Annotated in this window: 20 protein-coding genes and 1 tRNA gene; 8 read left to right on the forward strand and 13 right to left on the reverse strand. The window is 63.9% G+C overall.

Annotated elements, in window-relative coordinates; genetic code table 11:
* Window positions 1-12 precede the first annotated feature (12 nt).
* Together FHW84_RS12285 and FHW84_RS12290 are read right to left on the reverse strand one after the other, a co-directional pair.
* Complete coding sequence (locus tag FHW84_RS12285) at window positions 13-693, reverse strand: carbonic anhydrase (protein ID WP_167255855.1); 681 nt, start codon at window positions 691-693, stop codon at window positions 13-15.
* Window positions 694-866: 173 nt separating this feature from the next.
* Window positions 867-1211, reverse strand: a complete 345-nt coding sequence (locus FHW84_RS12290) for a hypothetical protein (protein WP_167255857.1) — start codon at window positions 1209-1211, stop codon at window positions 867-869.
* Between the two features lie 329 nt (window positions 1212-1540).
* Between FHW84_RS12290 and FHW84_RS12295 the strand changes: the two genes are divergently transcribed.
* Entirely contained in the window at window positions 1541-2959 is a 1419-nt protein-coding gene (locus FHW84_RS12295) for a porin (RefSeq protein ID WP_167255859.1), read from the forward strand.
* A gap of 117 nt (window positions 2960-3076) precedes the next feature.
* Here FHW84_RS12295 and FHW84_RS12300 read toward each other — a convergent pair whose 3' ends face one another.
* Complete coding sequence (locus FHW84_RS12300) at window positions 3077-4453, reverse strand: porin (protein ID WP_167255861.1); 1377 nt, start codon at window positions 4451-4453, stop codon at window positions 3077-3079.
* Between the two features lie 197 nt (window positions 4454-4650).
* Here FHW84_RS12300 and rnt point away from each other — a divergent pair, with 197 nt between their 5' ends.
* The 6 genes from rnt to phoU all read left to right on the forward strand — a co-directional run bounded on the left by rnt (window position 4651) and on the right by phoU (window position 10318).
* Window positions 4651-5319, forward strand: a complete 669-nt coding sequence (gene rnt / locus FHW84_RS12305) for a ribonuclease T (RefSeq protein ID WP_167255863.1) — start codon at window positions 4651-4653, stop codon at window positions 5317-5319.
* Between the two features lie 245 nt (window positions 5320-5564).
* A complete protein-coding gene (gene pstS, locus FHW84_RS12310; protein WP_343203598.1) occupies window positions 5565-6599 on the forward strand; it encodes a phosphate ABC transporter substrate-binding protein PstS in 1035 nt (344 codons plus the stop codon).
* Between the two features lie 173 nt (window positions 6600-6772).
* Window positions 6773-7792 (forward strand): phosphate ABC transporter permease subunit PstC, encoded by a 1020-nt coding sequence (gene pstC / locus FHW84_RS12315; RefSeq protein ID WP_167255865.1) that lies wholly within the window; start codon window positions 6773-6775, stop codon window positions 7790-7792.
* A complete protein-coding gene (gene pstA / locus FHW84_RS12320; protein WP_167255867.1) occupies window positions 7792-8664 on the forward strand; it encodes a phosphate ABC transporter permease PstA in 873 nt (290 codons plus the stop codon). Before pstC ends, pstA begins: the two co-directional genes overlap by 1 nt.
* Window positions 8657-9463 (forward strand): phosphate ABC transporter ATP-binding protein PstB, encoded by an 807-nt coding sequence (gene pstB, locus FHW84_RS12325; RefSeq protein WP_035322032.1) that lies wholly within the window; start codon window positions 8657-8659, stop codon window positions 9461-9463. The genes pstA and pstB overlap by 8 nt, the downstream gene beginning before the upstream one ends.
* Before the next feature lie 123 nt (window positions 9464-9586).
* Window positions 9587-10318, forward strand: a complete 732-nt coding sequence (gene phoU / locus FHW84_RS12330) for a phosphate signaling complex protein PhoU (RefSeq protein WP_167255869.1) — start codon at window positions 9587-9589, stop codon at window positions 10316-10318.
* 121 nt (window positions 10319-10439) lie between these two features.
* Here the strand turns inward: phoU and sugE are convergent, their stop codons facing one another.
* The 4 genes from sugE to rnr form a co-directional block, all read right to left on the reverse strand.
* Window positions 10440-10763, reverse strand: a complete 324-nt coding sequence (sugE, locus tag FHW84_RS12335; RefSeq protein ID WP_167255871.1) for a quaternary ammonium compound efflux SMR transporter SugE — start codon at window positions 10761-10763, stop codon at window positions 10440-10442.
* Between the two features lie 172 nt (window positions 10764-10935).
* A complete protein-coding gene (locus FHW84_RS12340; RefSeq protein WP_167255873.1) occupies window positions 10936-11217 on the reverse strand; it encodes a hypothetical protein in 282 nt (93 codons plus the stop codon).
* Window positions 11214-11960, reverse strand: a complete 747-nt coding sequence (rlmB, locus tag FHW84_RS12345) for a 23S rRNA (guanosine(2251)-2'-O)-methyltransferase RlmB (protein WP_167255875.1) — start codon at window positions 11958-11960, stop codon at window positions 11214-11216. Before rlmB ends, FHW84_RS12340 begins: the two co-directional genes overlap by 4 nt.
* Window positions 11957-14509: a ribonuclease R gene (gene rnr / locus FHW84_RS12350; RefSeq protein ID WP_167255876.1), complete on the reverse strand. Its 2553-nt coding sequence runs from the start codon at window positions 14507-14509 to the stop codon at window positions 11957-11959. Before rnr ends, rlmB begins: the two co-directional genes overlap by 4 nt.
* 138 nt (window positions 14510-14647) lie before the next feature.
* Between rnr and FHW84_RS12355 the strand changes: the two genes are divergently transcribed.
* Window positions 14648-14732: transfer RNA gene (locus FHW84_RS12355), tRNA-Leu, on the forward strand.
* A 107-nt stretch (window positions 14733-14839) separates the two neighbouring features.
* On the opposite strand, the gene FHW84_RS12360 is transcribed toward FHW84_RS12355, so the two are convergent.
* The 6 genes from FHW84_RS12360 to FHW84_RS12385 are packed head-to-tail and all read right to left on the reverse strand — an operon-like array spanning window position 14840 to window position 26442.
* Window positions 14840-15109 carry a hypothetical protein gene (locus FHW84_RS12360; RefSeq protein WP_167255878.1) on the reverse strand — a complete coding sequence of 90 codons (270 nt, stop codon included), beginning with the start codon at window positions 15107-15109 and terminating at the stop codon, window positions 14840-14842.
* 42 nt (window positions 15110-15151) lie between these two features.
* The gene (locus FHW84_RS12365; RefSeq protein WP_167255880.1) at window positions 15152-16273 is read right to left on the reverse strand and encodes an acyltransferase; all 1122 of its coding nucleotides are present in this window, start codon (window positions 16271-16273) and stop codon (window positions 15152-15154) included.
* Window positions 16274-16311: 38 nt separating this feature from the next.
* Complete coding sequence (locus FHW84_RS12370; RefSeq protein ID WP_167255882.1) at window positions 16312-18423, reverse strand: hypothetical protein; 2112 nt, start codon at window positions 18421-18423, stop codon at window positions 16312-16314.
* 60 nt (window positions 18424-18483) lie between these two features.
* The gene (locus tag FHW84_RS12375) at window positions 18484-21024 is read right to left on the reverse strand and encodes a hypothetical protein (protein ID WP_167255884.1); all 2541 of its coding nucleotides are present in this window, start codon (window positions 21022-21024) and stop codon (window positions 18484-18486) included.
* Entirely contained in the window at window positions 21021-23702 is a 2682-nt protein-coding gene (locus FHW84_RS12380) for a zeta toxin family protein (RefSeq protein ID WP_167255886.1), read from the reverse strand. Before FHW84_RS12380 ends, FHW84_RS12375 begins: the two co-directional genes overlap by 4 nt.
* A complete protein-coding gene (locus tag FHW84_RS12385; protein WP_167255888.1) occupies window positions 23695-26442 on the reverse strand; it encodes a hypothetical protein in 2748 nt (915 codons plus the stop codon). Before FHW84_RS12385 ends, FHW84_RS12380 begins: the two co-directional genes overlap by 8 nt.
* Window positions 26443-26445: the final 3 nt, after the last annotated feature.

The raw sequence follows: 26445 nt of genomic DNA on the forward strand, positions 1-26445 counted from the left end.
GCAGGCTGCTCCTTAAGCCGTCGACGCGGAAGCGGCGAAACGCGCGTGCGGCGTCGCGTCCGGCACTTCGCGGGTGCTCGGATCGATCAGCACGAAGTGGCCGCTATGCGCGTCGAACGCACGCAGTTCCGCCTGCGCGATGTCGTACAGCCAGCCGTGGATGCTCACGCTGCCGTTGGCCATCGCGGCGGCGACCGCGGGCAAGGTGCGCAGGTGTTCGAGCTGGCCGACCACGTTCTCTTCGGTGACGCGGCGCAGCGCTTCTTCGCCTTGCAGGTCCGGGCTGTTTTCGGCCACGACATAGCGCGCCACGTCGGCATGCTTCAGCCACGCAGCGACCGACGGCATGTGCGCGACCTTGGCCGGCGCCAGCAGGCCCTTCATGGCGCCGCAGTCGGAATGGCCGCAGATCACAATGTGCTTCACCTGCAGCACCTTCACCGCGTACTCGATCGCGGCGACCACGCCGCTCACGTGCTGCGCGTACGGCGGCACGATGTTGCCGATATTGCGGTAGACGAAGATCTCGCCCGGCAGCGCCGAGAAGATCATTTCGGGCATTACGCGCGAATCGGCGCAGGTGATGAACAGCGTATGCGGGCTCTGGCCGGTGGCGAGCTTCTTGAACAGCTCGCGCTGTTCCGGAAAGACCGTGCGGCGGAAGTGTTCGAAGCCTTCGAGCAGACGTTCCATGGGTAAATCTCCCTAGCTGTGGGGAAACGGGCGGCAAACGGGCCGCCAAAAATTCTTCGATGGGGATGGGCCTCGCGCGGACACGGCAAGGCATCGGCAGGCAAGCTGCCGCAGGCGCGCAGGGACCTCAGCCGCGGACGCTCAGGCGCCGCGACGGAAAGCGCGCAGGGAGATCAGGCGTTGGGAGGGGGGCAGATCAGCCCGACCACGTGCTCGTGCACGTCGGGCACCGGGCCGATGGCCACGGAGGGAGCGCGGTCGTGCCACACGGACCACTCCATCGTCTCGACCATGATGTCGTCCAGACACTGGTCGTCGATGGCGCAGGCGCCGGCAAGCGCGTCGGAGCCGTCTTCGCCGTCGTCGGCGAGATCCTGGGCGAGGTCTGCGTCGACCACGGCCGCCACGGCGGCGCGTCCGTCCTTGCCCATGCTCTGCGCCGTCGACGCGAACGTCACCAGCACGCCGAACAGGCATGCCAGGAACAGGACGAGGACGCGGGAGTAGCGGGTACGCATGACGTAGGAAGATACGGGCTCGCGCGGCGATGCTCAAGCCCTTGCAGCGCACAAATTTCGATCAAGCTGAATATGGACGTCCATTTCATTCAGCGCCGTGAAGCCAAAAACAAGGCTTTTTCTTCAAGTTCGACCCCTGGCAAATCGGCTGCGCATGGCCAGGCCGTCACAAAACCGACATCCATGGCCCCTAGGCTCGCCGCCCCGCATGCCGCAAGAAATTGCGCGCAGGCATCCGCCGAGGCGGCGCCGGGCATCCAGGGACGGGAATCCATACGGCGCCGCGCGCATTCGCCACGCGGCCTACGCCGCCCGATTCCTGGACGACCATGAAGAGAAAAAAACTCGCCTCGATGCTCTGGACCGTGGGCGCCGCCGCGCTCTCGGAAACGGCAGCCGCCGCCACGCTGGACCTGTACGTCGACCGCAAGACCCAGCAGATATTCGCCGAACCCGGCCCGGGCCGCGTCAAGCTGGGCACCTTCATGCAGGTGGATGAAAGCAGCACCGCGGCGCCGGCAGCACCGGCAAGCACGCAGGCGGCCACGCCCTCCTCCGCCATCGCCGCCGCGCCGGCGGCGGAAGCGAAACCCGCCAAGCCCGCCGAGAAGAAGTGGTACGACCGCATCGCGCTGCGCGGCTACACGCAGCTGCGCTACAACCAGGGCCTGGGCGGCGATGCGGCGGACCTGCGTTCGCCCGGCGACCGCTTTATCGGCGACAACCAGGGCTTCGGCATCCGCCGCGCGCGCGTGGTGATCAGCGGCGATCTCAACGATCGCGTGTCGATCTACCTGCAGCCGGATTTCGCCAGCACGCCCACCGGCTCCACCACCAGCAACTTCGCCCAGCTGCGCGATGCGTATGCGGACATCTACTTCGACAAGGACCGCGAATTCCGCGCGCGCGCCGGCCAGTCGAAAGTGCCTTACGGCTGGGAAAACCTGCAGTCCAGCCAGAACCGCATCACGCCGGACCGCGCCGATGCGCTGAACTCCGGCGTGCGCGACGAGCGCGATCTGGGCGTGTTCTTCTACTACACCCCGAAGCACGTGCAGGAGCGCTACCAGTACCTGGTGAAGTCCGGCCTCAAGGGCTCGGGCGACTACGGCGTGCTGGGCCTGGGTTTCTACAACGGCCAGGGCGCCAATCGCGCCGAGCAGAACAACAGCCTGCACACCGTGCTGCACGTCAGCTACCCGTTCAAGTTCGCCAGCGGACAGTTCTTCGAAGTGGGCGCCGACGCGTACAGCGGCCGCTTCAAGATCGCCACGCCGGCAGCCATCACGGTCAACGGCCGCAGCTTCACGCCGAAGGACACCGCGCCGGTGAACGGCTCGATCGACCAGCGCGTGGCCGTGCATGCCATCTACTACCCGCAGCCGTTCGGCCTGCAGGCGGAATGGACGGTGGGCCGCGGCCCGGAACTGGATCTAGCGCGGCGCCAGATCCGCACCAGGTCGCTGCGTGGCGGCTATGTGCAGGCGATGTACAAGGTCGACGGCGGCAGCATCGGCACGCTGTTCCCCTACCTGAAGTGGCAGACCTATCGCGGCGCCTCGAAATTCGACACCAACACGCCGCGCATGCTGGTCGACGAGACCGAGATCGGCGTGGAGTGGCAGCCGAACAACGCGGTGGAGCTGGCGGTGGCCTACGCCAATATGCGCCGCACCAACGTCAGCGCCGCGCCGTACCGCCGGATCGACGGCGATCTGCTCAGGGTGCAGCTGCAAGTGAACTACTGAATCCGGGCCGCTTCGCCACAAACCGGAAACTTTCTGGCTGCCGCAAAAAGCAAACGGCGGGCTTGAGGCCCGCCGTTTTCCGTCCTTGGGTCGAACTCCCTTCCGATAACCGGTGAATCAATAGGACAGCACGCCCCAGAAGCCGATTTCGTCCGTCTTGTACTCGAACGCGCGGATCGGTCCTTCCAGCTTGTCGTGCTTCCACGCGAACGCCAGGCGCAGGTTCTTCAGCGCGTCGTACGAGACGCCGGCGTTGTAGTAGGTGTCCTTCAGCTTGCTCTGCGGGCCGGACACGCCCCACCACTTGTAGTCCACGCGGTCGTAGCGGGCGAACAGGGCCCACTGCGGCGCGAAGGAGTAGTCGCCGAACAGCGAGTAACCCTCGGACTTGTCGCGCACCACGGCCGGAGCCGGCACCACGCCGTTGTACTTCAGGACGTCGTCCCAGTTCTTGGCGGTGAAGTATTCGGCGCCGACGCCGAAGGTCTTGTCGCGGTAAGCAACGAGCGCGTCGCCGCGGGTCGCGTTCTGCGTGGCCGCGCCGTTCTGCACCTTGTTGCCGCGCTTGCCGTCGTAGCCGCCGATGGCGATGACCATTTCCTGGATCGGCTGGTAGCCGAAGCGGCCTTCCACGTCCACGCTGTCGGAGCGCGACGGGTTGCGGAAACCGCGGCCGTTGACCACCGACAGCTGGTAGTTGACGGCGTTGTCGCCGGTGGTCGCACCCAGGGCATGGATACCCCAGTCGGACGAGTTGCCGAACGAGCCCACGCCGGTCGGGGCCACGCCCACGGTGCCGCGGCCGCCGTCGATGCTGCGGTCGATCAGGGTGTTCTCGATGAAGCGGTAGCCGTACCACTTCTCGGCGAACGGAATCCACGGCATGTCGGCCGCACCGAAGCGCACCGTGAAGAGCGGGTCGAACGTGCCCTGCACGTAGGCCTTCTTCACGAACAGGCTGGTCTGGCTCAGCGTGGACTGGTAGTTGAAGTCGGTGGTCAGGTTGGCCGACCAGGTGTCGTCGAACTTGTGGTCGACGGTCAGGTAGAAGCGCTTGACGTCGAAGCCGGTGCCGTTGACCGAGCCATGGCCGTCCTTGCTGACGAAGCCGCCGGTCTTGCCCTTTTCCTTGTGGTCGGCATTGGTCAGGTCGAAGAACATGGTGCCGCCGATCTTCGTGTTGTTCACGAACTTGTCGATCGTGGACATCTTCTTGTCGGACGCGGCCTGCGCCTTCTGCACGGCTTCGAGGTTCTGGCCGGTGGACACGTTGATGTCCGACTGGGCGTCAGTACGCTCTTCCAGCGCGATGACCTTGGCCTGCAGCTCGGCGAGCTGGGCCTTCAGCGCTTCGATCTCGGCGTTCTGGGACGCCTGCGAACCCTGGCTGGAGGTCTGGGCGGCCTTGCCCTTCGTCGCCGGCTCCGCGGCCACGTGGAAACTGACTACGCCCAAACCGGCAGCAATCGCCACCGCGAGCAACTTAGAACGCATGGATGTTCTCCGGATGTTGGTAGACATTGCCTGGACCGCCCCCTCTCGATCGGCACGGCCAACCAGGTAATGGCCGGCAGCATGCGGTCGGCGTTTTACGATTCCGTGCTACTTGCGTGACAAAACGAAGACACCGGTACGGCCGGCTGCAACAAACCGCCCCCCGCCCGCCCCGGGCCGGCTGATATGCTTGTTCGATGGATAAACCGGAAAACCTCAGCAACAGCATGTCCAGCCGGCTGGCCGACCGCTTCCGCGGCTTCCTGCCGGTGATCGTCGACGTGGAGACCGGCGGCTTCGACGCCGAGCGCGACGCCCTGCTGGAAATCGCCGCCGTCACCCTGGACATGGACGCCGAGGGCTACCTGCGCCCCCGCCCGGCGGTGTCGGCCCACGTGGAGCCGTTCCCCGGCGCCAACATCGACCCGCGCGCGCTGGAGATCACCGGCATCGACCCGGACAACCCGCTGCGCGGCGCGCTCAACGAGCGGGCGGCGCTGGACCACATCTTCAAGGAAGTGCGCGAACGCATGCGCGACGCGGACTGCCAGCGCGCCATCCTGGTCGGCCACAACGCCGCCTTCGACCTGGGCTTCCTCAATGCGGCCGTGCGCCGCACGGGCCACAAGCGCAATCCGTTCCACCCTTTCAGCTGCTTCGACACCGCCACGCTCGGCGGCCTGGCCTATGGGCAGACGGTGCTGAGCAAGGCCGTGCAGGCCTCCGGCCACTTCTTCGATACGCGCGAAGCGCACTCGGCCATCTACGACGCCGACCGCACCGCCGACCTGTTCTGCGCCATCGTCAACCGCTGGCGCAGGCTGGAGACCTTCGAACGCGAGCACATCGGCCTGGATGTGCTCTAGGGCGCCTTCGGCGCCGGGAACGGGGAACGGGGAACGGGGAACGGGGAACGGGGAACGGAATAGAGCCCGGACACCTTAACTATAGGCGCGGCCTGCAATTCCCCGATCCCCGCTCCCCGTTCCCCGCTCCAATATGACAAGTTGTCATATCGCTGAAACATTCAGCTCATTTCATTGCAACACGGCGCGCATGAAATAGCGGTCGGGCGGGAATCCCCCGTGACCCTTATCACTAAGGAGCAACCGTGTTGACCTCTAGCAAATCTTTCTCCCGTATCGGCACGTCCGCTGTGTTCGCCGCGGCGTCGCTGTTCGGCATGTCGGCCCACGCCACGGATATCACCGGCGCGGGTTCGAGCTTCGTCTACCCGGTGCTCTCGAAGTGGTCCGCTGGCTACTCCGAAAAGACCGGCAACAAGCTCAACTACCAGTCGGTCGGTTCGGGCGCCGGCGTGGCGCAGATCAAGGAAGGCACCATCGATTTCGGCGCCACCGACGCCCCGCTGAAGGCCGAGGACCTCGCCAGCTTCAAGCTCGGCCAGTTCCCGGTGGTGGTGGGCGGCATCGTGCCGGTGGTGAACATCCCGGGCATCAAGGCCGACCAGGTCAAGCTCGACGGCGAGACCCTGGCCGACATCTTCCTGGGCAAGATCACCAACTGGAACGACCCCAAGATCGCCGCGCTGAACGCCGGCCTGGCTCTGCCGGCCAAGAAGATCACCGTGGTGCACCGCTCCGACGGTTCGGGCACCTCGTTCAACTTCACCAACTACCTGTCCAAGGTCAGCAAGGAGTGGGCGGACAAGGTGAAGTTCGGCACGGCCGTCGAGTGGCCGACCGGCGTGGGCGGCAAGGGCAATGAAGGCGTGTCGCAGTACGTCAAGCAGATCCCGGGTTCGATCGGCTACGTCGAATACGCCTACGCGAAGAAGAACACCATCGCCTGGGTCGACCTGAAGAACTCCTCCGGCCAGTTCATCGTGCCCAGCGCCGACAGCTTCGCCGCTGCCGCCGCCACCGCCGACTGGGCCAGCGCCAAGGACTTCAACGTGATCATGACCAACGCCCCGGGTGCGCAGGCGTGGCCGATCACTGCCACCACCTGGGTGGTGATGTACAAGAGCCCGAAGAACGCCGAGCACACCAAGGTGGCCTTCGAGTTCTTCAAGTGGGCGCTGAACAACGGCCAGTCCGACGCCGCCTCGCTCGACTACGTGGCCCTGCCGGCCACCCTGGTGCAGAAGATCGAAGCCTACTGGGCCTCCGAGTTCAAGCACTGATGAAAACCGCGGCGGGTTGTAAAGCAACCCGCCGCCACCGGCACGGAAGCCGAGCGCAGGACCGGGCCGCCCCATCGCAGGATGGGGCGGCCTGCTGCTGAACAGCGCCGACGCGGCGCCCAATCCATCGACCGGGCGGCCCAGCCGGCCGGCGTTGCCAGGAAAGCGAAACCATGCAAGCGAACGAGGCCGCGTCAGCGCCCTTTTCCACCCAGGAAGTCCGCGCTCGCCGCGACGCACGGGACGACCGCCTGTTCGGCTGGCTGCTCAAGGGCTGCGCCCTGCTCGTCCTGGCCAGCCTGCTCGGCGCCGCCGGCGCCACCTTGTGGGGCGGACGCGATGCCTTCGCGCACTTCGGCCTGGGCTTCCTCACCAGCAGCGAGTGGAATCCCAGCGACGACGTCTACGGCGCCCTGGTGCCGGTGTTCGGCACGCTGATCACCTCGTTCATCGCCCTGCTCGTGGCCGTGCCGATCAGCTTCGGCATCGCGCTGTACCTGTCGGAAGTGGCGCCTCCGTGGCTGCGCACCCCGGTGTCCTCGGCCATCGAACTGCTGGCCGGCATTCCTTCGATCATCTACGGCATGTGGGGCCTGTTCGTGTTCGCGCCCTTCTTCGCCGACCACGTCAAGCCCTGGCTCACCAATTACCTGGGCAACCAGCCGGACGACGGCAAGGTGTCCTGGGTGGCCGCGCATGTTCCCTTCATCGGCCGCATGTTCGGCAACGACAACCCGTTCGGCGGCAGCGTGCTCACCGCGGGCATCGTGCTGGCGATCATGATCATCCCGTTCATCTCCTCGGTGATGCGCGAAGTGTTCCAGACCGTGCCCACGCGCCTGAAGGAGTCGGCCTATGCGCTCGGCTCCAGCACCTGGGAAGTGGTGTGGGACATCGTGCTGCCGTACACCCGCTCGGCGGTGATCGGCGGCATCTTCCTAGGTCTAGGCCGCGCGCTGGGCGAGACCATGGCGGTGACCTTCATCATCGGCAACAAGATGAAGCTGTCGCCCTCCCTGCTCGATCCGGGCGCGTCGATCGCCTCCACCATCGCCAACCAGTTCGGCGAGGCCGCCGGCCTGCAGAAGTCCGCGCTGATGGCGCTGGCCTTCCTGCTGTTCGTAGTGACCTTCATCGTGCTGATGATCGCCCGCCTGATGCTGCGCCGACTCGCCCACAAGGAGGGCCGCTGATGTTGTCCTCCTCGCTCTATCTGCGCCGCCGCGTGAAGAACGTCATCGCGCTGGGCCTCAGTTCCGTCGCCACCCTGATCGGCCTGGTGTTCCTGGCCTGGATCCTGTGGGAGACACTGCGCCAGGGCATCGGTGCGATCAACTGGAACCTCTTCAGCAAGATCTCGGTGTACCGCGAGAACGGCGGCCTGGCCAACGCCATGGTCGGCAGCCTGATCCTGGATCTGCTGGGCATCGCCATCGCCACGCCGATCGGCGTGCTGGCCGGCACCTGGCTGGCCGAATACGCCAACCGCACGCGGCTGGGCGAATCGATCCGCTTCCTCAACGACATCCTGCTGTCGGCACCGTCGATCGTGCTGGGCCTGTTCGTCTACACCATCGTGGTGCTGCCGACCACCGCCCTCACCCACGGCGATACCACGTTCTCCGGCCTGGCCGGCGGCATCGCGCTGGCGCTGATCGCCCTGCCGGTGATCGTGCGCACCACCGACGAAATGCTGCGCCTGGTGCCGTCCACCCTGCGCGAGGCGGCGCTGTCGCTGGGCATCCCGCAGTGGAAGCTGACCATGCAGATCCTGATGCGCGGCGCGCGCTCGGGCATCATCACCGGCGTGCTGCTGGCGCTGGCGCGCATCAGCGGCGAGACCGCGCCGCTGCTGTTCACCGCGTTCGGCAACAACTTCCTGACCTTCAACCCGATGGACAAGATGCCGAGCCTTCCCCAGGCGATCTACGAGTACACCAAGGACCCGGATCCGGCGATCAACGCGATCGCCTGGGCCGGCGCCTTCGTCATCACCATGTTCGTGCTCGCGCTGAGCCTGCTTTCCCGCCTGATCCTCTCCCGCAACAAGGTGTCCCATGACTGAGTCCGCCGCCGCCGGCATTCATCCGCAGCCCGCCGCCGCGCTGGCGCCGACCAAGCTGCGCGTGCGTGACCTGAATTTCTACTACAACGGGTTCCATGCGCTGAAAGGCATCAACATGGACATCCCGGAGAAGAAGGTCACCGCCATCATCGGTCCCTCCGGCTGCGGCAAGTCCACCCTGCTGCGCATCTTCAACCGCATCTATGCGATCTACCCGAAGCTCGAAGCCAAGGGCGAGATCATGCTCGACGAGGAGAACATCCTCGACACGCGCTATTCGATGAACAAGCTGCGCAGCAAGGTCGGCATGGTGTTCCAGAAGCCGGTGCCGTTCCCGATGACCATCTTCGAGAACGTGGCCTACGGCATCCGCCACCATGAGCGCCTGTCGCGCGCCGACATGGAGATCCGCGTGGAGCAGGCGCTGCGCAGCGCCGCGCTGTGGGACGAGGTGAAGGACAAGCTCAAACAGAACGCGCTCGGCCTCTCCGGCGGCCAGCAGCAGCGCCTGTGCATCGCCCGCGGCATCGCCCTGAAGCCCGAAGTGCTGCTGCTGGACGAGCCCACCTCGGCGCTGGACCCGATCGCCACCGGCCGCATCGAACAGCTGGTGGAAGAGCTCAAGAGCGAGTACACCATCGTCATCGTCACCCATAACATGCAGCAGGCGGCCCGCTGTTCGGACCTCACCGCGTTCATGTACCTGGGCGAGCTGATCGAGTTCGACCGCACGGAACAGATCTTTACCAAGCCCGGCAAGAAACAGACTGAGGATTACATCACCGGACGTTTCGGTTGATGTAAGCCGGGAACAGGAAACGGGAACCAGGGAACATGCAAGTGAGCCGCAAGCTTCACTCCCGCATCAACCCACAGGTTCCCCATTCCCTGTTCCCCGTCCCCCTATAACAGGACCCGCCCCATGACCGGCACCTCGAAAGAACACATCATCAAGAGCTACGACGACGAACTCGCCCGCCTCACCGGCGAGATCGTGCGCATGGGCGAACTGGCCGTGACGCAGCTGGAATCGGCCATCGACGTGGTCGAGCGCCGCGACGAGCGCGCCGCCCAGCGCGTGGTCGCCAACGACGACGCCATCGACCAGCTCGAACAGGAAATCAGCCACGACGTGGTGCGCCTGCTGGCGCTGCGCGCGCCGATCGCCGGCGACCTGCGCAACGTGTTCGCCGCGCTGCGCATCGCCGCCGACATCGAGCGCATCGGCGACTACGCCGCCAACGTGGCCAAGCGCTCCATCCCGCTGTCGATGGTGGCGCCCATCGCCCCCACCAACGGCCTTGGCTACCTGGCCGAGCTGGCCGCCGGCGAAGTGCGCGAAGTGCTGGTGGCCTACCGGGACCGCGACGCCGAACGCGCCTACCAGGTGTGGAAGGACGACGCCCTGCTGGACGAGGCCTACACCGGCTACTTCCGCCAGCTGCTCACCTACATGATGGAAGACCCGCGCAACATCACGCCGTGCACGCACCTGCTGTTCATGGCCAAGAACATCGAGCGCATCGGCGACCACGCCACCAATATCGCCGAGAACATCTGGTTCCAGGTGCACGGCGAGCCGCTGACCACGCAGCGGAGCAAGCGCGACTTCACCTCCAGCCCCGAGATCACCAAGCTGGGCGATCGCGAGTAAGGCGGGCCGCTTTTTCGTTGCGTAGGTTGGGGTGAGCCACAGGCGAACCCCAACATGCGATGCGCCCGGCCACGTTGGGGTTCGCCTGCGGCTCACCCCAACCTACGCCGGATGACGCCGATCAATGCGCGCCGCCGGTGAGCTTCAGGCCGATGATCCCGACAAAAATCAACGCCACGCACAACAACCGCGCCGGCGTCGCCGGATCGCCGAACAGCACGATGCCGAGGATCACCGCGCCGACCGCGCCGATGCCGGTCCACACCGCGTAGGCCGTACCGATCGGCAAGGTCTTCACCGCCAGCGCGAGCAGGACGATGCTGACAGTCATCGCCGCCAACGTGCCCACGGTGGGCCACGGGCGGGTGAAGCCTTCGGTGTATTTCAGGCCGATTGCCCAGCCGATCTCGAACAGGCCGGCGAGCACAAGATAGATCCAGGGCATGATGGACTCCTTGGGAGCCGATCGACGCATGCCTTGCGCATGCGGACCGCATCCCACGCTGCGGGGCCGTCCCCGCGGGTGAGGATACGAGCGGGGCCGTCCCCGCAAGCCGGCGGAAGGCCGGAGCCCGCGCATTCTACCAAGCCGCGCGCTCCGCCTTCTGACTCGCCATTCAGCTGATGCGCCGCTCCACGTCCTTCAGCTCGCGCCGCACGCGCGCACTGTTGGCGATGCCATAGATGCCGATCACCATCCAGGCCAGCTGCATCACGAAGGCCGATGCATTGAAGCTGCCGAACAGCAGGGACAGCATCACGCCCAGCGCGCCCAGCACATTCATCAGCTGGTACACCAGCCCGTTGCCGTGCAGCTTGCGCGCCTGCAGCAGCAGGAAGGCCAGCAGCACCAGCACCACGCCGAGATAGCCGGCCCAGTCGTGCCACAGGATATTCATCGTTTCGCACTCCTTTGGCGCAGCGCCTCGAACAGCACCACGCCGGTGGCGACGGAGACGTTGAGGCTTTCCATCGAGCCTGGCATAGGGATGCGCGCCAGGAAGTCGCAGATCTCGCGCGTGAGGCGGCGCATGCCCTCGCCTTCGCTGCCGAGCACCAGGGCCACCGGGCCCTTCAGGTCGATGTCGTAGATCGAGGTTTCGGTGTCGCCGGCCAGGCCGGTGATCCACACGCCGGCGTCCTTCAGCGTGCGCAGCGCGCGCGCCAGGTTGGTGGCGGCCACCAGCGGCACGCGGTCGGCGCCGCCGGCCGAGGCGCGGCGCACCACCGGCGTGAGGCCGACGGCGCGGTCCTTCGGCACCACCACCGCGGTGACCTTGGCCGCCGCCGCGCTGCGCAGGCAGGCGCCGAGGTTGTGCGGGTCGGTGACGCCGTCCAGCACCAGCACCAGCGCATCCGGCCCGGCCTGCTCCAGCAGCTCGGGCAGGTCGCCCTCGTTCGCCATCGGCGGCGCCTCGTAGCGCGCGACGACGCCCTGGTGGCGCGCCTCGCCCGCCACTTTGTCCAGCTGCTCGCGCGGACGGTGGTGCACCGGAATGCGCAGCGCCTTGGCGCGCTCGGCCAGTTCATGCACGCGCGCATTGCGCTGGCCGTTCTCGACCAGCACTTCGCGCACGCGTTCGGCGTCGTTGCTCAACGCGCCTTCGACCGGGTTGATCCCGACGATCCAACTCTCGCTCATCGCTTGCCTTTAGGTTTCGCGGACGGACGCCCGCTCTCGCGCGGTGCGCCGGCCTTGCTCTTGCCGGCCTTGGCGCCACCCGCGGTTTTCGCCTTGGCGCCGCCCTTGGAGAAACGCGAAGGCGGCGCCGCATCGCGCGCATTATCGCGCGACGGCGCCGTCTTGCGCTCGCCGCCCGCGGGAGGCTTCGGCAGCTTGGGCAGCGAATAGCGCTCGCCGGCCTGCGCGTAGTCGTAGGCGCGCGCGGCGCGCGGCGGCACGAAGGGCTCGCTCTTGCCGACCAGGCGGAAGTCGATCTTGCGGTCCTCCAGGCTGGCGCGCAGCACCTGCACGCGCACGTGGTCGCCCAGGCGGAACTGCGCGCCGCTGCGTTCGCCCTTCAGCAGGTGGCGGATCGGGTCGAAGTGGTAGTAGTCGTTGGACAGCTGGCTGATATGCACCAGGCCGGACACCTTCGACTCCTTCAGCTCCACGAACAGGCCGAACGAGGTGACGCCGGTAACGGTGCCGTCGAACTCGCTGCCCACGTGCTTGGACATCCACGCGCACTTGTAGCGCTCGTCCACGTCGCGCTCGGCTTCCTCGGCGCGGCGCTCGCGCTGCGAGCAATGCAAGGCCATCGCCGCCATCTGCGCGGGGCTGTACACGTAGTCGGCCGGCTTGCCGCCTTCCACCGCATAGCGGATCGCGCGGTGCACCAGCAGGTCCGGATAGCGGCGGATCGGCGAGGTGAAATGCGCGTAGGCCTCCAGCGCCAGGCCGAAGTGGCCGCGGTTGTCCGGCTGGTAGGCGGCCAGGCTCTGCGCGCGCAGCAGCACCGACTGCACCAGTTCGCGCTCGGGGCGGTCCTTGACCATGCGCAGCACGTCGGCGAAATCGCCGGGCGTCACTTCGTCCAGCGGCGGCAGGCGCAGCTTGAACTCGCGCAGGAACTGCTGCACGTCCTCGTACTTCTCTTCCGGCGGCTGCTCGTGGGCGCGGAACAGCGCGGGGATTTTCTTCTTCTCCAGGAACATGGCCGCCTGCACGTTGGCGGCGATCATGCATTCCTCGATCAGCTTGTGCGCGTCGTTGCGCTCGGTGGCGCCCATCGCCACCACGTCGCCGGTGTTGTCCAGGCGGAACTTCACCTCCGGCGTCTCGAAGTCGATCGCGCCGCGGCGCTTGCGCTGCGCGGCCAGCAGCTTGTACAGGCCGTGCAGGTTCTCCAGCTGCGGCAGCACGTCGGCCAGCTCGTGGCGCGCGTCCGCATCGTTCAGGCCGATCGCCTGCCACACGCGGTCGTAGGTGCAGCGCGCATGCGAGTACATCACGGCGCTGTAGAACTTCGAGCGGATCACTTCGCCCTCGTCGTCCACCGTCATGTCGCACACCATGCACAGGCGCTCGACCTTCGGATTGAGCGAGCAGATGCCGTTGGACAGCGTCTCCGGCAGCATCGGCACCACGAAGCCGGGGAAATAGGTGGACGTGCTGCGCTCGTAGGCCTCGCGGTCCAGCGCGCTGCCCACCGGCACGTAATGCGAGACGTCGGCGATCGCCACCACCAGGCGGTAGCCGCCGCCGCGCTTGGGTTCGGCGTAGACGGCGTCGTCGAAGTCGCGCGCGTCGGCGCCGTCGATGGTCACCAGCGGCAGCGAGCGCAGATCCACCCTGCCCTCGCGCTCGGCGGCGGTCACCTGCGGCTCGACCTGGGCGGCCTCGCGCGTCACTTCCGGCGGCCATTCGCGCGGCAGGTCGTAGCTGGCGATCGCCATCTCCACCAGCAGCGAAGGCTCCAGCCGCTCGCCCAGCACGGCCAGGATGTTGCCCATCGGGCCGCGGTGCGGCGTCGGCGGGTCGGTGATTTCCACCACCACGATCTGGCCGTTGCGCGCGCCCTGGTTCTGGCCGGGCTTGATCATGATGTCCTGGTGCACGCGGCGGTCGTCCGGCGCCACCATGGTCACGCCGTTCTCCATCACCACGCGGCCGACCAGCCGCGGCGAGCGGCGCTGCAGCACTTCGACGATGGCGCCCTGCTTGCGGCCGCGCCGGTCCAGGCCGACCACGCTGGCCAGCACGCGGTCGCCGTGCAGCACCTGGCGCATCTGCTGCGGCGACAGATAGAGGTCTTCGGTGCCGTCGTCCGGGCGCAGGAAACCGTAGCCCTCGGCATTGGCCAGCACCTGGCCGGCGATCAGGTCGAGCTTGTTGCTGGGCGCATAGCCGCCGCGGCGGCCGAGCAGCAGCTGGCCGTCGCGCACCATCGCGCCCAGGCGCTTGCGCAGCGCGTGCAGGTCGTATTCGTCGTGCAGCTGCAGTGCTTCGGCGATGCGCGCCTCGCTCAGCAGCTCGCCGCGCTCGGTGAGCAGGGCGAGGATCGCCTCGCGGCTGGGTATCGGGCGCTCGTAGCGCTGGGCCTCGCGCTCGGCGTGCGGGTCGGACGCGCCGCGCGCTGCGTCGGCGCGCTTGCGCGGCGCGGGCGCCGCCTTGCCGGCCTGCGCCGGGCGGTTGGCGGTCTTCGGTTTGCCGGGGCTAGCCGGCTGGTCCTGTTTTTTTCGGGTCACTTATCAGCCTTGATGAAAGGCGCTGCGTCGGTCCGACGAAGCGCGATGAAGAATCGGTAAAAGAATAGTTGACAACCCACAGCTCCATCCCTAATCTACGCGGCTCACGCAGCTCGCTTAGCGCGGCGCGGGACACCTGCCCAGGTGGCGGAATTGGTAGACGCACTAGTTTCAGGTACTAGCGGGTAAAACCGTGGAGGTTCGAGTCCTCTCCTGGGCACCAACACATCGCATAGCTGCTTGGTTTATTCGGCATCTGGCGTAATTTTGACGGGATGGGCGCCTAACAGGGCGCCCTTTCTGTTTGGGCGGTCGCCAGAGATTGTAGCCTCAAGCCTGAGGAATCGTCTCCCAATGCGCCCCAGCCCACCTCAGGGCATGCCGCTCCGCCCTCTCCCTGGTCCCGTAGTAGTGATACGTCTCGGGCTTGTAGATGCTGATGCCTTGCGGGCAGAAGTGCAGCACCCAGCCGTGGTCGATGCGCTTGCTGATCTTGAGGAATGGCACGGTACGGACAGGGCTGACCAGCCTGCCCGTCCACAGGTCGAGAAGATCAAGGCCGCAGCTGACGCGCTCCCATTCGATGAGGATGTCGGGCATCGGCGCAGGCTACGCCGGGGCGGTCTCAGGGGGTGCGAAGCGTCATGCGACCGCTGGCTTGGCTTCCCTAGTGGCAATCCGCTTACCCCAGTCCATGCCGGGCTGCTCGATGAGCCTGAAAGTCACGGTCGCGATAGCCGCAATGATCGCCAGCGAGAACAGCAGGCAGATGAAGTAAGCGATGGCCTGGTGCTCTGGAAGCTTGGCATAGACCCAGTTGTAGGCGCCTGCCTTGCCTAGCTTGTAGAGCACGGTGGGATGGACAAGGTAGAGGCTGAAACTGACCTTGCCGAGGTATCGCGTGACTGGATTGGACAGGAGCCGCGAGGGATGCAGGGCCATGGCGAGGCAGAGGATTCCGAAGGGAAGCCCCCACAGCATGTCCCAGGTTGGCCGAAGGCCGCGGGTCCAGAAGAACATGTAGAGGCCACTGCTGGCGTACATGGTATAGATACCGGCGATACCGGCAACACAGAGCGCCCAGCAGATCATGCGGGCATGGCGAGCATCGACCGCCGAGGCGATAGCCCGATGAATGTGGAAGAACAGCATGCCCCATATGAAATACGGGAGCTGGGCAACCACGTTGTGATAGACGAAGCTCGCTTGGTAGTTCTCAAGCGGCTTGAGGTCGATGGTCGTCGCCGTGGAGACAAGGATCGACAGGGCCAAGATGAAGGCTGTTCGCGTGAGGCTTTTGCATGCCATCAGGCATAGCGGGAAGATCACGTAGAACAGCATCTCAACGCCAATCGTCCACGAGGCCGGGACAATGCCTTCCGTCAGATGTGGGACGAGATTGAAGGCGAACAAGGCGTTCATAGCCACATCCAGTGGCGCGAACGTCACTCCATCCTCAAGCCATACATTGATGAGCTGGAAGACCAGCACCGCATAGAACAGTGGGGCAATGCGGGCGAAGCGCCGCAGGAAGTACGGACCAAGCTGTGACTCGTTCGACAGCTTGCCCCAATATCCGTACGCAAGGCTAAATCCGCTGACGACGAAGAACAGAGGGACCCCGAATCCAAAATGGGTCTTAATGAAGCTGAGACTATCCGGCACGGTGGCGCCACCCGAGCCGATGAGGTGGAAGAAGATAATCGAGACGGCCGCGTAGGCTCGCAGTGATTCGATGCCATCCAGGCGAGTAGTAGCCTTCATCCCCTGATCCATTCCAAGCGTCAGGGGATGATTTTAGCTTAAGCGACGATCCATAGCGTGCCCGTGATAGCCACAAGGCGGGCCTTCGTGGATGTGGCGACGGATAGCGAGCCAGAGCCACCAATGGTATCGCCAGGCCACGGGTACACCAGAATGGTATTGCCAGACTGATTCCAGATAATCCACTCCTCGCCAGCACGGTTGCCGGTGTTCTGAGGCAGCATGACGCCGGAGTTCGCAGCGCCACCATTCACGTAGTTGAAGGGCTTGGTCAGCTGGAGCGCCGTACCAGAAGTCGTGCCAGTGGCGGTGATGGCATAGGAAACGCCAGGCTGGAACGCTTGGGCACGGATGGGCTGAGGGGTGTCCCATCGACCACCCGAGACTGTGGTGTTCTGATCCAGCTGCAAGGCGGCCGACGTAGCGCCACCTCCAGGGTTCTGGTTGACGAGATAGGTGGTAGCGCCCGCCATGAGGTTGGGGCCGACGACCGAAGTAGGGTCGTTGACCGCAATGCCTACACCACCCGTGGCCGTCGAATTCAGCGCGCGGTTGTTCCAGACCTTGGAATTGGCGCCGTAGCATTGGATATAGAAGCCACTGGAGCCAAGCGTTGAATTGTTGACCGTGTTGTCCACGATCAACGTCTGCTGGCTTGCTCCGCCTGCATCGGTCGTAACGATGATCGGCGCTGCGCCCGAACCGATCCTGTTCATGGTATTGCCGCGGATATCGATCACGCTGGATCGCTGCACAGTAATGCCATTCCAGACACGACCACCACCACCCGTTCCCGTGGCCGTGTTGGCTTGGTCGATGAAGTTGTCCAGGATCTTGATATTGGTGCAGAACGAGGTGTTGCCGAGCGGCGCGACATAAACGGCTGACGTAGCGGAGCTATAGAAACGACATCCCTGGACGAGAAGCGTATCGGCTGTGAAGGGGCCGTTGTTGTAGGTGTCTACTGCGTTGAAGTTGACGCCACCGTTGGCATTGATGGTGGTGCAGTTAACCACCGTGATGCGTGCCGGTCCTTCCCAAAAGTCATACGCACAGTTAGAGATGTTATTGCACCATCCGTCTTTAACCAGGACATCGACACACGACATGCTGGACACGACATCAGCCATGTTCGTGCAATAGGATCCGATAACCTGCAAGTTGCTGAGTTTGCGTGAACCGATGAAGTGACCGTTCCAAGCCGACGACGGCGAGCATCGAGGATTGATGAAGGTCACATTGCTGTCGGTGACCGAGGACGCTTGCCAGTTCACGTTCATGAAAATGGCATAGCCCCAGTCAACACCATTGAGAGTGAGCTTCTGGAAGCTTGCCAGCGCCACCGGAACGACTGATGCGCCCTGATCGAACTCGATGATGATGTTGCTAGGGTAGTATAGCGGCTTTGACACTAGAGCCGTACCAAGGAACTTGACGCGGCTTGCACCCGAAGCAAGAGCGCTATTGATGGCTACGGAGTCGTCATGGACGCCATCGCAAACGGCGCCAAAATCCTTGATGCTCACGGTGTCGCCAAGCTTGGACTGCACCGTGCGAACCTGGGCGCCTGTACCAACCTGGGTGAAATTGAGCTTGGAAGCCTGCACGCCAGCGGTATTGGATACATTGGCGTCGATGATACTTCCGGCGCCAACTCCGCTACCACCCGTGTTGACGAGCGACAGACCATCCTGCGCCCAGCCGAGCAGGCTACCTGGCAGTGGAATAGGAAGCTTGCTAGTGGGTGACGGGAAAAGGCCATCAGGCATCGTCAACGCTAGGCTGATCGAATGAGCCAACTGCTGAATCTGCATCACGATGCGGTCGGCCATGTCCTCATGCATCGTCGGGAAGAACGAACCTTGATTCGTGAAATCCGTAGGCTGATCGATGGGAATCGACCGAGACACGAGAAGGTTCGTTCCAGTCGGAACTACATTCGTGGTCGATAGGGTGAATCCACCCTGATCTCCAGCGCCTACGATGGTGTAGTCCGAATTAAGAACCAGCGTCGTAGAAGTTCCGGTCGTCGTATTGATGAGCGATACGGTTGGATCGGAATCGCTGAAAATGCGGAAGTTGCACGGAAATGGACCATTCGTCCCGGTGCCGACGAACGTGTTTGACGAAGTGTAGGTCGAGATGGTCACGGCATTCCCCAAAAGAAAAGGCCGCCCGGAGGCGGCCTATGGATGTGCGATGCGGAGGGTTCAGCGAGCTGCGGAGCTTAGGTCTGGAGCCCGGTTGGGCGTGCCTTGGTCAGGCTCCCACCAGTTCGTGCGCTTCTGCTGCCTTGCCTTGGCTTTCATGCGGTTGAGATAGCCAGGCGAAAGTTGGTCGGAAAGCTGGTTGAAGATGAGGTGATCCATCGCGGCCTTGGTGTACCAAAGCGATGCGCCGGGAACGTAGGCTTTCAGAGCATTGACGGTACTTGGCCCAGTGGGACGGATCTGCTTCATCAGGTCAGCATTGGGGTCCGTGGTGCTAGCCACGGCCTGCTGTCCAACGTTGAGCAACGTCGAAGCATCGGCCACCAAGGGGCCGGCTACCTGTTCGGCGAGGGTGGACCCGTGCGAGCCGTAGGTGTTGACCAGGAAGTCCCCGTAGAGACCAAGGCCGCCGCCCGTTGTGAGAGCAGCTACCCAGTTCTTCCAGCCGTCCTTGTTGCTGAGGTTGAGCGTCCGTGGATCACGTCCTGACACGATATCTTTGATGCCATTGGCGACGGCGCCAAGGATGGTCGTTGACGCAATGAGTGCGGCCAAGTAAGCAGCCGATCCTCGCTTGGTCTCGAAGGCATGGAGCGCTCGGTTCAAGTGCTGCTCGGTCAGCTCGAAACTGAACGACTTGAACAGTGCAAAGCTCTTCGAGATGAAGCCGGCAATGCCATCCGCAGGCTTGTCCGCGCCGAGTCGAACGCGGGTACGCACGCCAGGCTCGATCACCGCCCTATCCTGCTCGCCGATCACGAAACCCATCAGGTTAGAGGCCGCACGATCCTTGGCGATGCGCGGATCTTCGTTTGTCACCTTGGCGACATCGGCATCAGGAATCCGATAGATGCTGTCCGGCGTCAGCATGGTGTGGTTGCCACCCCAGTCATCGGCCTGTGCTAGACGCATGACATCCCAATCGTCCTGGGTGATGCCCGACCGCTTCAAGAAACGTTGGTCGGCATCATTGAGCTTGTCCAGCGTATCGAAGTCACGAACCGCCTTGCCTACCTGGTCCATCATCCCGTAGCTAAAGGCGCGGCGCCTTGCCTCCGTGGCATAGGGCAGAAGCGTGACCTTGAGGAAGGTGTTGGACAGTTTCTGAGACCATCCATGCGATCCAATATCGCCACCGTAGCGGGCGAGCTGCTGGGAGTATTCGCGGACCATTAGGCCGGCGGATTCAGCAATGGCTCGCTCGGATTTATCGGCTGGATTGAGCGCGCGAAGCTCATTCAGGAACATCTTGTAGGACGGAATGCCGTTGACGTGGGCCGTCAGGTGCATCGTTCCATAGTCGGCGATGGACGAGATCAGCGTGCTGCCAAGCTTGAGCACGTTGAGGTCACGCCAGACCTGGAGAGCTTTACCGTGCCAGCTCTCCGGCGGCGGCGCACCGTTGCCAGCCTGGAAGTTGTAGAGGCGTTCGGCGAACTTGGCCTGTTTGTCCGCGACTCCCTTTCGGCCCGGATTGTCGATCTTGGCTTTAGCCGTCTCCTGATCCAGGAAATGGGCGAACTGTCGGTCAGCGTTGGGGCCGAACTGTTCTACGAGAGCGATATCGCGCGATAGGCGACTGATATGACCCATCATCGCGTCCATGACACCACGCTCGGAGAACTTGCCCATAGCCGCCATGTAGGCTTCGGCGTCCTTGAGGTGGATTTGACGCTCGGCCCGGTTACGGTTGGCCTTGATGCCGCCACCGGGAGCGCGTTCGCCGCCAATGACCTTGTTGGCGCCACCAGTAGCGACTGACGTCCACGCTTCGTCCAAAAGGCCACGCATCTCGGCATCGGTGTACGGCCTGCCGTCCTCATGGGTATACCGAGACCGATCCATCAGCGGCAGCATGAAATCGGTCCAGGCCTGCCGGCCTGCCTTGATAACCCTTGCATCGCTCCACGAATGCGGCATGCCCCAGTTATCTAGGCGGCCGATGTCACCGCCGGCCGCATTGAAGCGCTGGCGGAGCGATTCGGCGGCATCGTGGAAATCGGCGGCGGCGTCCTGAAATGCTTTTGGAGTCGTCTTGTCGCCATGGAGTGCACGAACAAGCGTGGCCTCGGATAGCTTGTCCCTCAGAAGATGCAGGAACTTACCGCCGGCCACATTCCAGCTCTTGGACATGAGGCGAGACGCGTTGGCCTCGATACCGCGACGCGATGCCTCTACCGAGATGACGTTGTTCTTGCCATCGGCCTTGCTGGCGAGCATGCGCTCCAGCGCTTCAATGCCATTCTTGTCGTACCCGGAAGCCACCTGTGCGTCGATGTAGTTGCGCATGCGGTCATGAGCAAGGATAGCTTGGGCCGTGCGTAGACGCTTCACCGCGGCCTCGTGGCTGATACTCTGTGCCGCGTCCACGGCGGCGCGCTGTAGCTGCTCCGGCGCGCTCAATTGCCGCCAGCCCACAGGATCGGCGCCGGCAAGCTTGCGCATACTGAGGCGGATACGGTTCTCGATGTCTCGCGTTTCACCCACCGTCGCGGATCGTCCAAGCGCCAGATTGACCGCCTGGATGCACTCCTGCCTCATAGGTCACTCCCGAAACGCAGGAAGCAGGCTACGGCCGCCTGGATGGCGGAACCTGTCTGCTCGGCTTGGCGTACTTCGTCGTCAGCGGCGCGCATCGCGTCAGCCGCCGTGGTGCCGTCATCTAGCTGGACGTCGGGGGATTGCTCGGCGATGGTGCGGGCGCGTTCAACGTCTGCAACTCGCGCCGGATCGAGGCCAGCTTGCGACTTAGCCGCCGCATCTCCGTTAGCGTCTGCGCGCCCTGCTTCTCCAGCTCGGCGATTCGTTCCTGCTTCTCCAGCAGTTGTCGTCTGGTCAGCGCCACGGGCTGGATTTACTTCTGAGCTTCGCGGGCGAGCTTGAGTATTTCCAGCGGCGGTGTCGCCAGCCATTCCTCCGGCGTTTTTCTCGCCCTGACTTCCGGCGGCAGCATTGCCAGGTCGTTCTCGTGCTCCTGGAGAACCTTGCGGTTCAGATTCTCCCCGTAGGCCTGCGCCCACGGACTCACGGCCGGCTGCTCGGAACCCTGCGCGAGTCTGGTCGGAGATTCGACCTGCGCGGTGTTCTTCTTCCAAGGCAGCGTTAAGCCTTTCATGGAGGCCATTTTCATCGATCCTTGGGATGTCTTCAAGTGCCGCAAGCCGGCCATTTCCCCTGCCGTGGCTGTTGTCGTAGACCTCAATCTGAACGCGGTCATCGTCCTTGTACTTGGCGGCCAGCGCATCTATCACCCCGCGCACCCCCGTGTGCGTCTTGGCGTGCTCAGCCACGGGTACCGTGCGGCCTGATCCGAATGTGCCGGACTGCCTTTCAGCGCGCGGCAGAGCGCCATTCACGAGCGCATCGACTGGCTCTCGGTAGGTGTAGAGGATCTTCACCTTGCGGCCAGCATCAAGCGCCTGCTGGACCTTCTGCTCGGCGGACCCCAGCGTGTTCATGTTGGTGTCGTAGATGATTTCAGGGTTCTCGCCGCTCTTGGCGAGTGCTTCGCCCAGGCCCGTGGTCTTGCCCGCACCCGTACCACCGGCCGTGAACTGAACTATCGGGTCCATGCCTTCGGGGGTCGGCTGGGCCAGCTTTTCAGCGTAAAGCCGCTTCACGAAGTCGGAGGCCGGCTCGTGGACCGGTGCAGATCGGGTCCGGTCAGCCAGGTAGTCCGGGGACAACTCGCGGGCGATGTCGGTGTTGAGCACGCGGCCACCCATGGAGTCGGGCAGATTGACGTATTCGGATACCGCTGCCGGATGATCTTCCAGCTTCCGATTGAACTTTGCCGTTACCTGGTCATCCGTAGGCTTGGCGGCGGCATCAATCTCGGCGGCAGGTATCCCGGCCTCTTGAAGCCCGGATCGCATGATGTCCGATGCGCGAGCCTCTGCCGTGCTCGATGGGGCAATACTTTCAGCGATGCCGCGAAGCTCGGGGTCAGAGTCAGTCTTAGCCAGCTTTTCTCGTAAGCGGGCGGCATTGTTCCGGGCGGCAATCGCCTGCCTGTGGGACTCCATTTGTGCCCGGATTTCAGCAAGCCTATTCTCTGCGAAGGAAAGCTCGTCGGGCGTTAGCTGGTTCTCCGGAGCCTGGGTGATGTTGTTGTCTCGGGCATGGTACTGCTGCCTAAGAAGGTCTTCTAGGTCGGCCGCCTCGCTACCAAGGTCAGACAAATCGCCTTTCGATCGCACCCCTTGCGCCACTTCATCTAGGGCCGCAAGACGGTTATCTATAACGGTGCCAACCTCCGCCATCGTCCTTGGCGCCGGCTCCGGCCGCGGCACGAAATTGGCATCCCTAACCACCGGGCCGACATCGACCGGCTGACCATCCGTAAGCTGGTCATGGGCCAAGTCCATGGCATCCACATGCGCGCCGGCTGCGGCAGGGTCAGCAGGAACGCCAGGGGCGGCGTCAATCACGTTCTGGTTGTTCTTGGTCGCAAGGGCTGAATCGATCTCGTCGGCCGAGGGCTTGGGCGTTTCCCGAGCGTGCGGTAGCAGATGGAAGGCGCCGCCAATCACCGCATCGGCAACGAGAGACGACGAATCGTTCCACTCCTGCTGCGCGGCCTGGGCCTCGTAGCCATGGGCGCGGAGGACGGCAGAATCCAGGCCGCGAGCACTTGCACCAAAAGCTACGTTGAGGCCAGCGCCTGACAGGACGCGAGAAATGGTCGACGTGCCGAACGAGGACAGGCCGCCCGAGGCAAGGAGCGAGGCGCCAGTAATGCCGCCAGATTCAGCCGCCGTAGCGGGGTCTACGCCCTGGGACTCCAGATCCTTGGCACGCTCAAAGCCGGACGTGCCAGCAGCGATGGGCAGGCCAGCCCCTGGAGCGATGACGTTGCCCACGGCCACGCGGGTAAGCACATCGCCTACGCCATAGAGCGTGTTTCCTACCCAGCCCGTCGTCTGCGGATCCGGGCGGTAATAGTCCGCAGCGGACTGCCGAATCTGCTCAATGCTGGGATGGATGATCGGGTTGAGGATGTCCTTGGGTGAGAACAGGCCGTCATCGGGATTGACCTGGCCTTCGGTGGCGGCGCTGCCGATACCAAGTACCGCACCCGTCGCACCCCCAGGAATGCCCGCCGCACCCTTGTACCAGCCAGTGAAGACACCCGGCTTGATCGACTCCTGGATGGGTTCGGGATTGTCCCCATAGAGCCGGTCGTAAGCCGCCTGCTGGGATGGCGTCAGATCACTCATCGGTGTAACCCGAGTTCACCAGAGGGATGTTCTGGACTGCGCCTTGAACGGCATTCGCCGCGGATCCCGCCTTGGCGCCCACGCGGCTCAGGAAGCCCGGACCCTTAGGTGCCGGCTTGAAGTCAGGGTCGATGTGGATCGTGACCGGACGGCCTTGCTTATCCTTGAGCGGTGAGGTTCCGTTGCTCAGGAAATAGACGTTATCGCCAGCCGGATCGATGTTGTAGCCCCACACATCGTTTCCAGATGCACCAGGCACGTTGTCCTTGATCTTTTCCCACTGCGCCTGTGCAGCATCCTGGAAGTGGTTATAGTCCATGCCATATGGCGGGATGACCTGGTGTCCGTTCCACGTCCCGATGTTGCCGATAGCCGCGCGCGCGGCCTGCTGGGCAATGCCGTCGTCGTAGGTACCATCAGAGATGCCCTTCTTGGCCGCCAGACCGGCGTACATCGCACGGTAAGCCTGGTAGGTCTGCACTTCCGTCTCGGGGTTGCCACGGAACGCATCGCCAATCAAAGCGCCCCAGGTGGCACGCAAGCCCGTTGCTCCACCATCCGGCGGCATGGCGAACTTAGTAGCCCCATTCTCGTCCTTATCGGCCTTGCTCGGATGCAGGAGCGCTTCGCCATCCAACATGGTCTGCGAGATGGTCGGAGCATCCATCGAGACGGCAGAGTGGAAAACGCCATCCGGCTGGATCGTGGCCGCCCTACCCGCCCCCATGATCTGTCCGGCAATCGCCGTAGTCGGCGAATCCTTCTGAAGATCGCTCACCACAAGGCGATAGTTGGCCGGGTCCATCGAGGTGGACAGCGAGCCTAGGAAAGACGCTTTGTTGCGCGACGACATGCCTCCAACTGCCGCAGACAAGGCCGCATTCTCGTTCTTGGAGAGCAGTGCATAGGGCGTCAGGTAGGTCTGCGACAGCGTGTTGGCCGCCCCAACCCGGTTGGCGATGGACGACGCCAGTGCCTGCGGGCTACTCATATCCAAATCCTGCACGCCGGCCATATTCGCGGTGCGCGCCCAGCCCATCGGGTCAGTGTTGCGTCGCTGGTTGACGGTCTCGATGGCCTTAGTCAGGGCATCGTAGTTCGACTGTTTGACCGCGAAATTCTCCTCGCCAGCCGTTGGCTGGTTGGCGGCAAGAAAGTCGGCCTGCTGGGACACAGGCAGCGTGTTGACCTTCTGATAGGCCGCGGCGAACTGCTGATCGGCTTGGTACGCGCCGTAGCGGTACATGCCCTGGACATCGCCATAGGCACGAGTGAAGTCGCCTTGCGTGAGCGGATTACTGACCTCCTGCCCCGTCCTAAAGGTCGCAGTGTCATCGTTCACGCGTTGCTGGATGACCGCGCGGTTCTCTACCTGGACCTTATTCACTTCCTCACGGGCGCGGTTATAGAGCTGGACGACATCGGCGGTCTTGAGCTGGTCGACAGTGAAGTTGCCGGACTTACCTAGCTGGCCGACCTCACCGGAGGCGGGCGCGTTCGGCACGACCAGTCCACCGCCGGCCATACTCACTGGAGGGTGCGTATCGGGAATCTTGCCCTGCCCTAGTGCGGCATTCACACCGGTCGCGATTTGCGCCTGCGAGTACGGATTGCTTCCGTTCTCATGGGTGATGATTGCGTTCGTCAGCGACGTAAGCTGCGCCGGATTGTTCAGGTTGAGCTTATCGGTAGGCGACACGCCCATAGCGGCCGAGACAGCCGTGATGTAAGCCTGCGTGTTGTTCTCGTTTGGAGGTGCCCACTCAGAAATGAGCGACTGAACGGTGTTCGTGCCGCGATTGGCCTTGGTGACCGCGTTCAAGGCGGTGGCGCGAATGCCTGCCTCGGGCGTTGAGAAGGCTTCGTACTGCGTGTCCGGCGAGTCAACCTTGCCCTGCCACTGGATATCGGAGGTACGGATGTTGCCCGGGTTGTTGTTGCGGATGCCGCGCGGAAGACTGGCATCCTGCTGTAGGCCCGCGTTCGCACTGCTGTACCGGCCAATGCCAAGGCGCGCAGACAGGTCATTCAATGCCTGCTGCGGGTTTTGCGCGATGTACGCCTCGGTATTGGCCTTGTAGGCCGCATCCGTCGCCACCAGCACGGACTTATTGAACTTGTCGATGGTGGCTGTGGTGTACTCGTCAGGCCATCCCTGCGCAGTGGCGTACTGCTTGATCGATCGCACGCCATCAGCAGCAGCCAGATTGGCGCCGTTGATGTCCCCATCCGTCGCCTTGGTCGTCGCCGAACTCAGGGCTGAGCCAACCGCCCCTTCGTACGCCTGCTTCTGGTAGTCATTGTTCTCGGTCAGGGCGTATTTGTTCGTACGGTCCATGACCTGAAGGAGATGGTTCGCAAAGAGCTGATCGAACTGGAGCTGCTGTTTAGCACTGGGCAGCTTGTTGCGATAGTCCTGGTAGAACGTATCAAGATGTTGATTGACCGACCCGATCGCCTGGAGGGCATTCGCGCCCTTGTAGCTGTAGACGCCATTGGTGTTGTTGGGATCGAACAGGCTTGCCTCTTGGTTCGCCAGGTCGATACGTGCCTGGTTGGCCTGGGCAGCATCCGCCTTGTCCTGTTCCCGTTGGGCGATGGAGGCCAGCTGGTCGCCTGCGCCACCGATGGCAGAAGCCACGCTGTTAAGTGCTGGCTGGACGTTGAATGCCTGCGTCTGCGGCACGCCAGCCTGGACCGGCGCGATGCTGGCCTGGGATACGCGGGGTACGGTCGGCATGCG

Source organism: Dyella sp. SG562, assembly GCF_011759495.1.
GTDB lineage: Bacteria > Pseudomonadota > Gammaproteobacteria > Xanthomonadales > Rhodanobacteraceae > Dyella_D > Dyella_D marensis.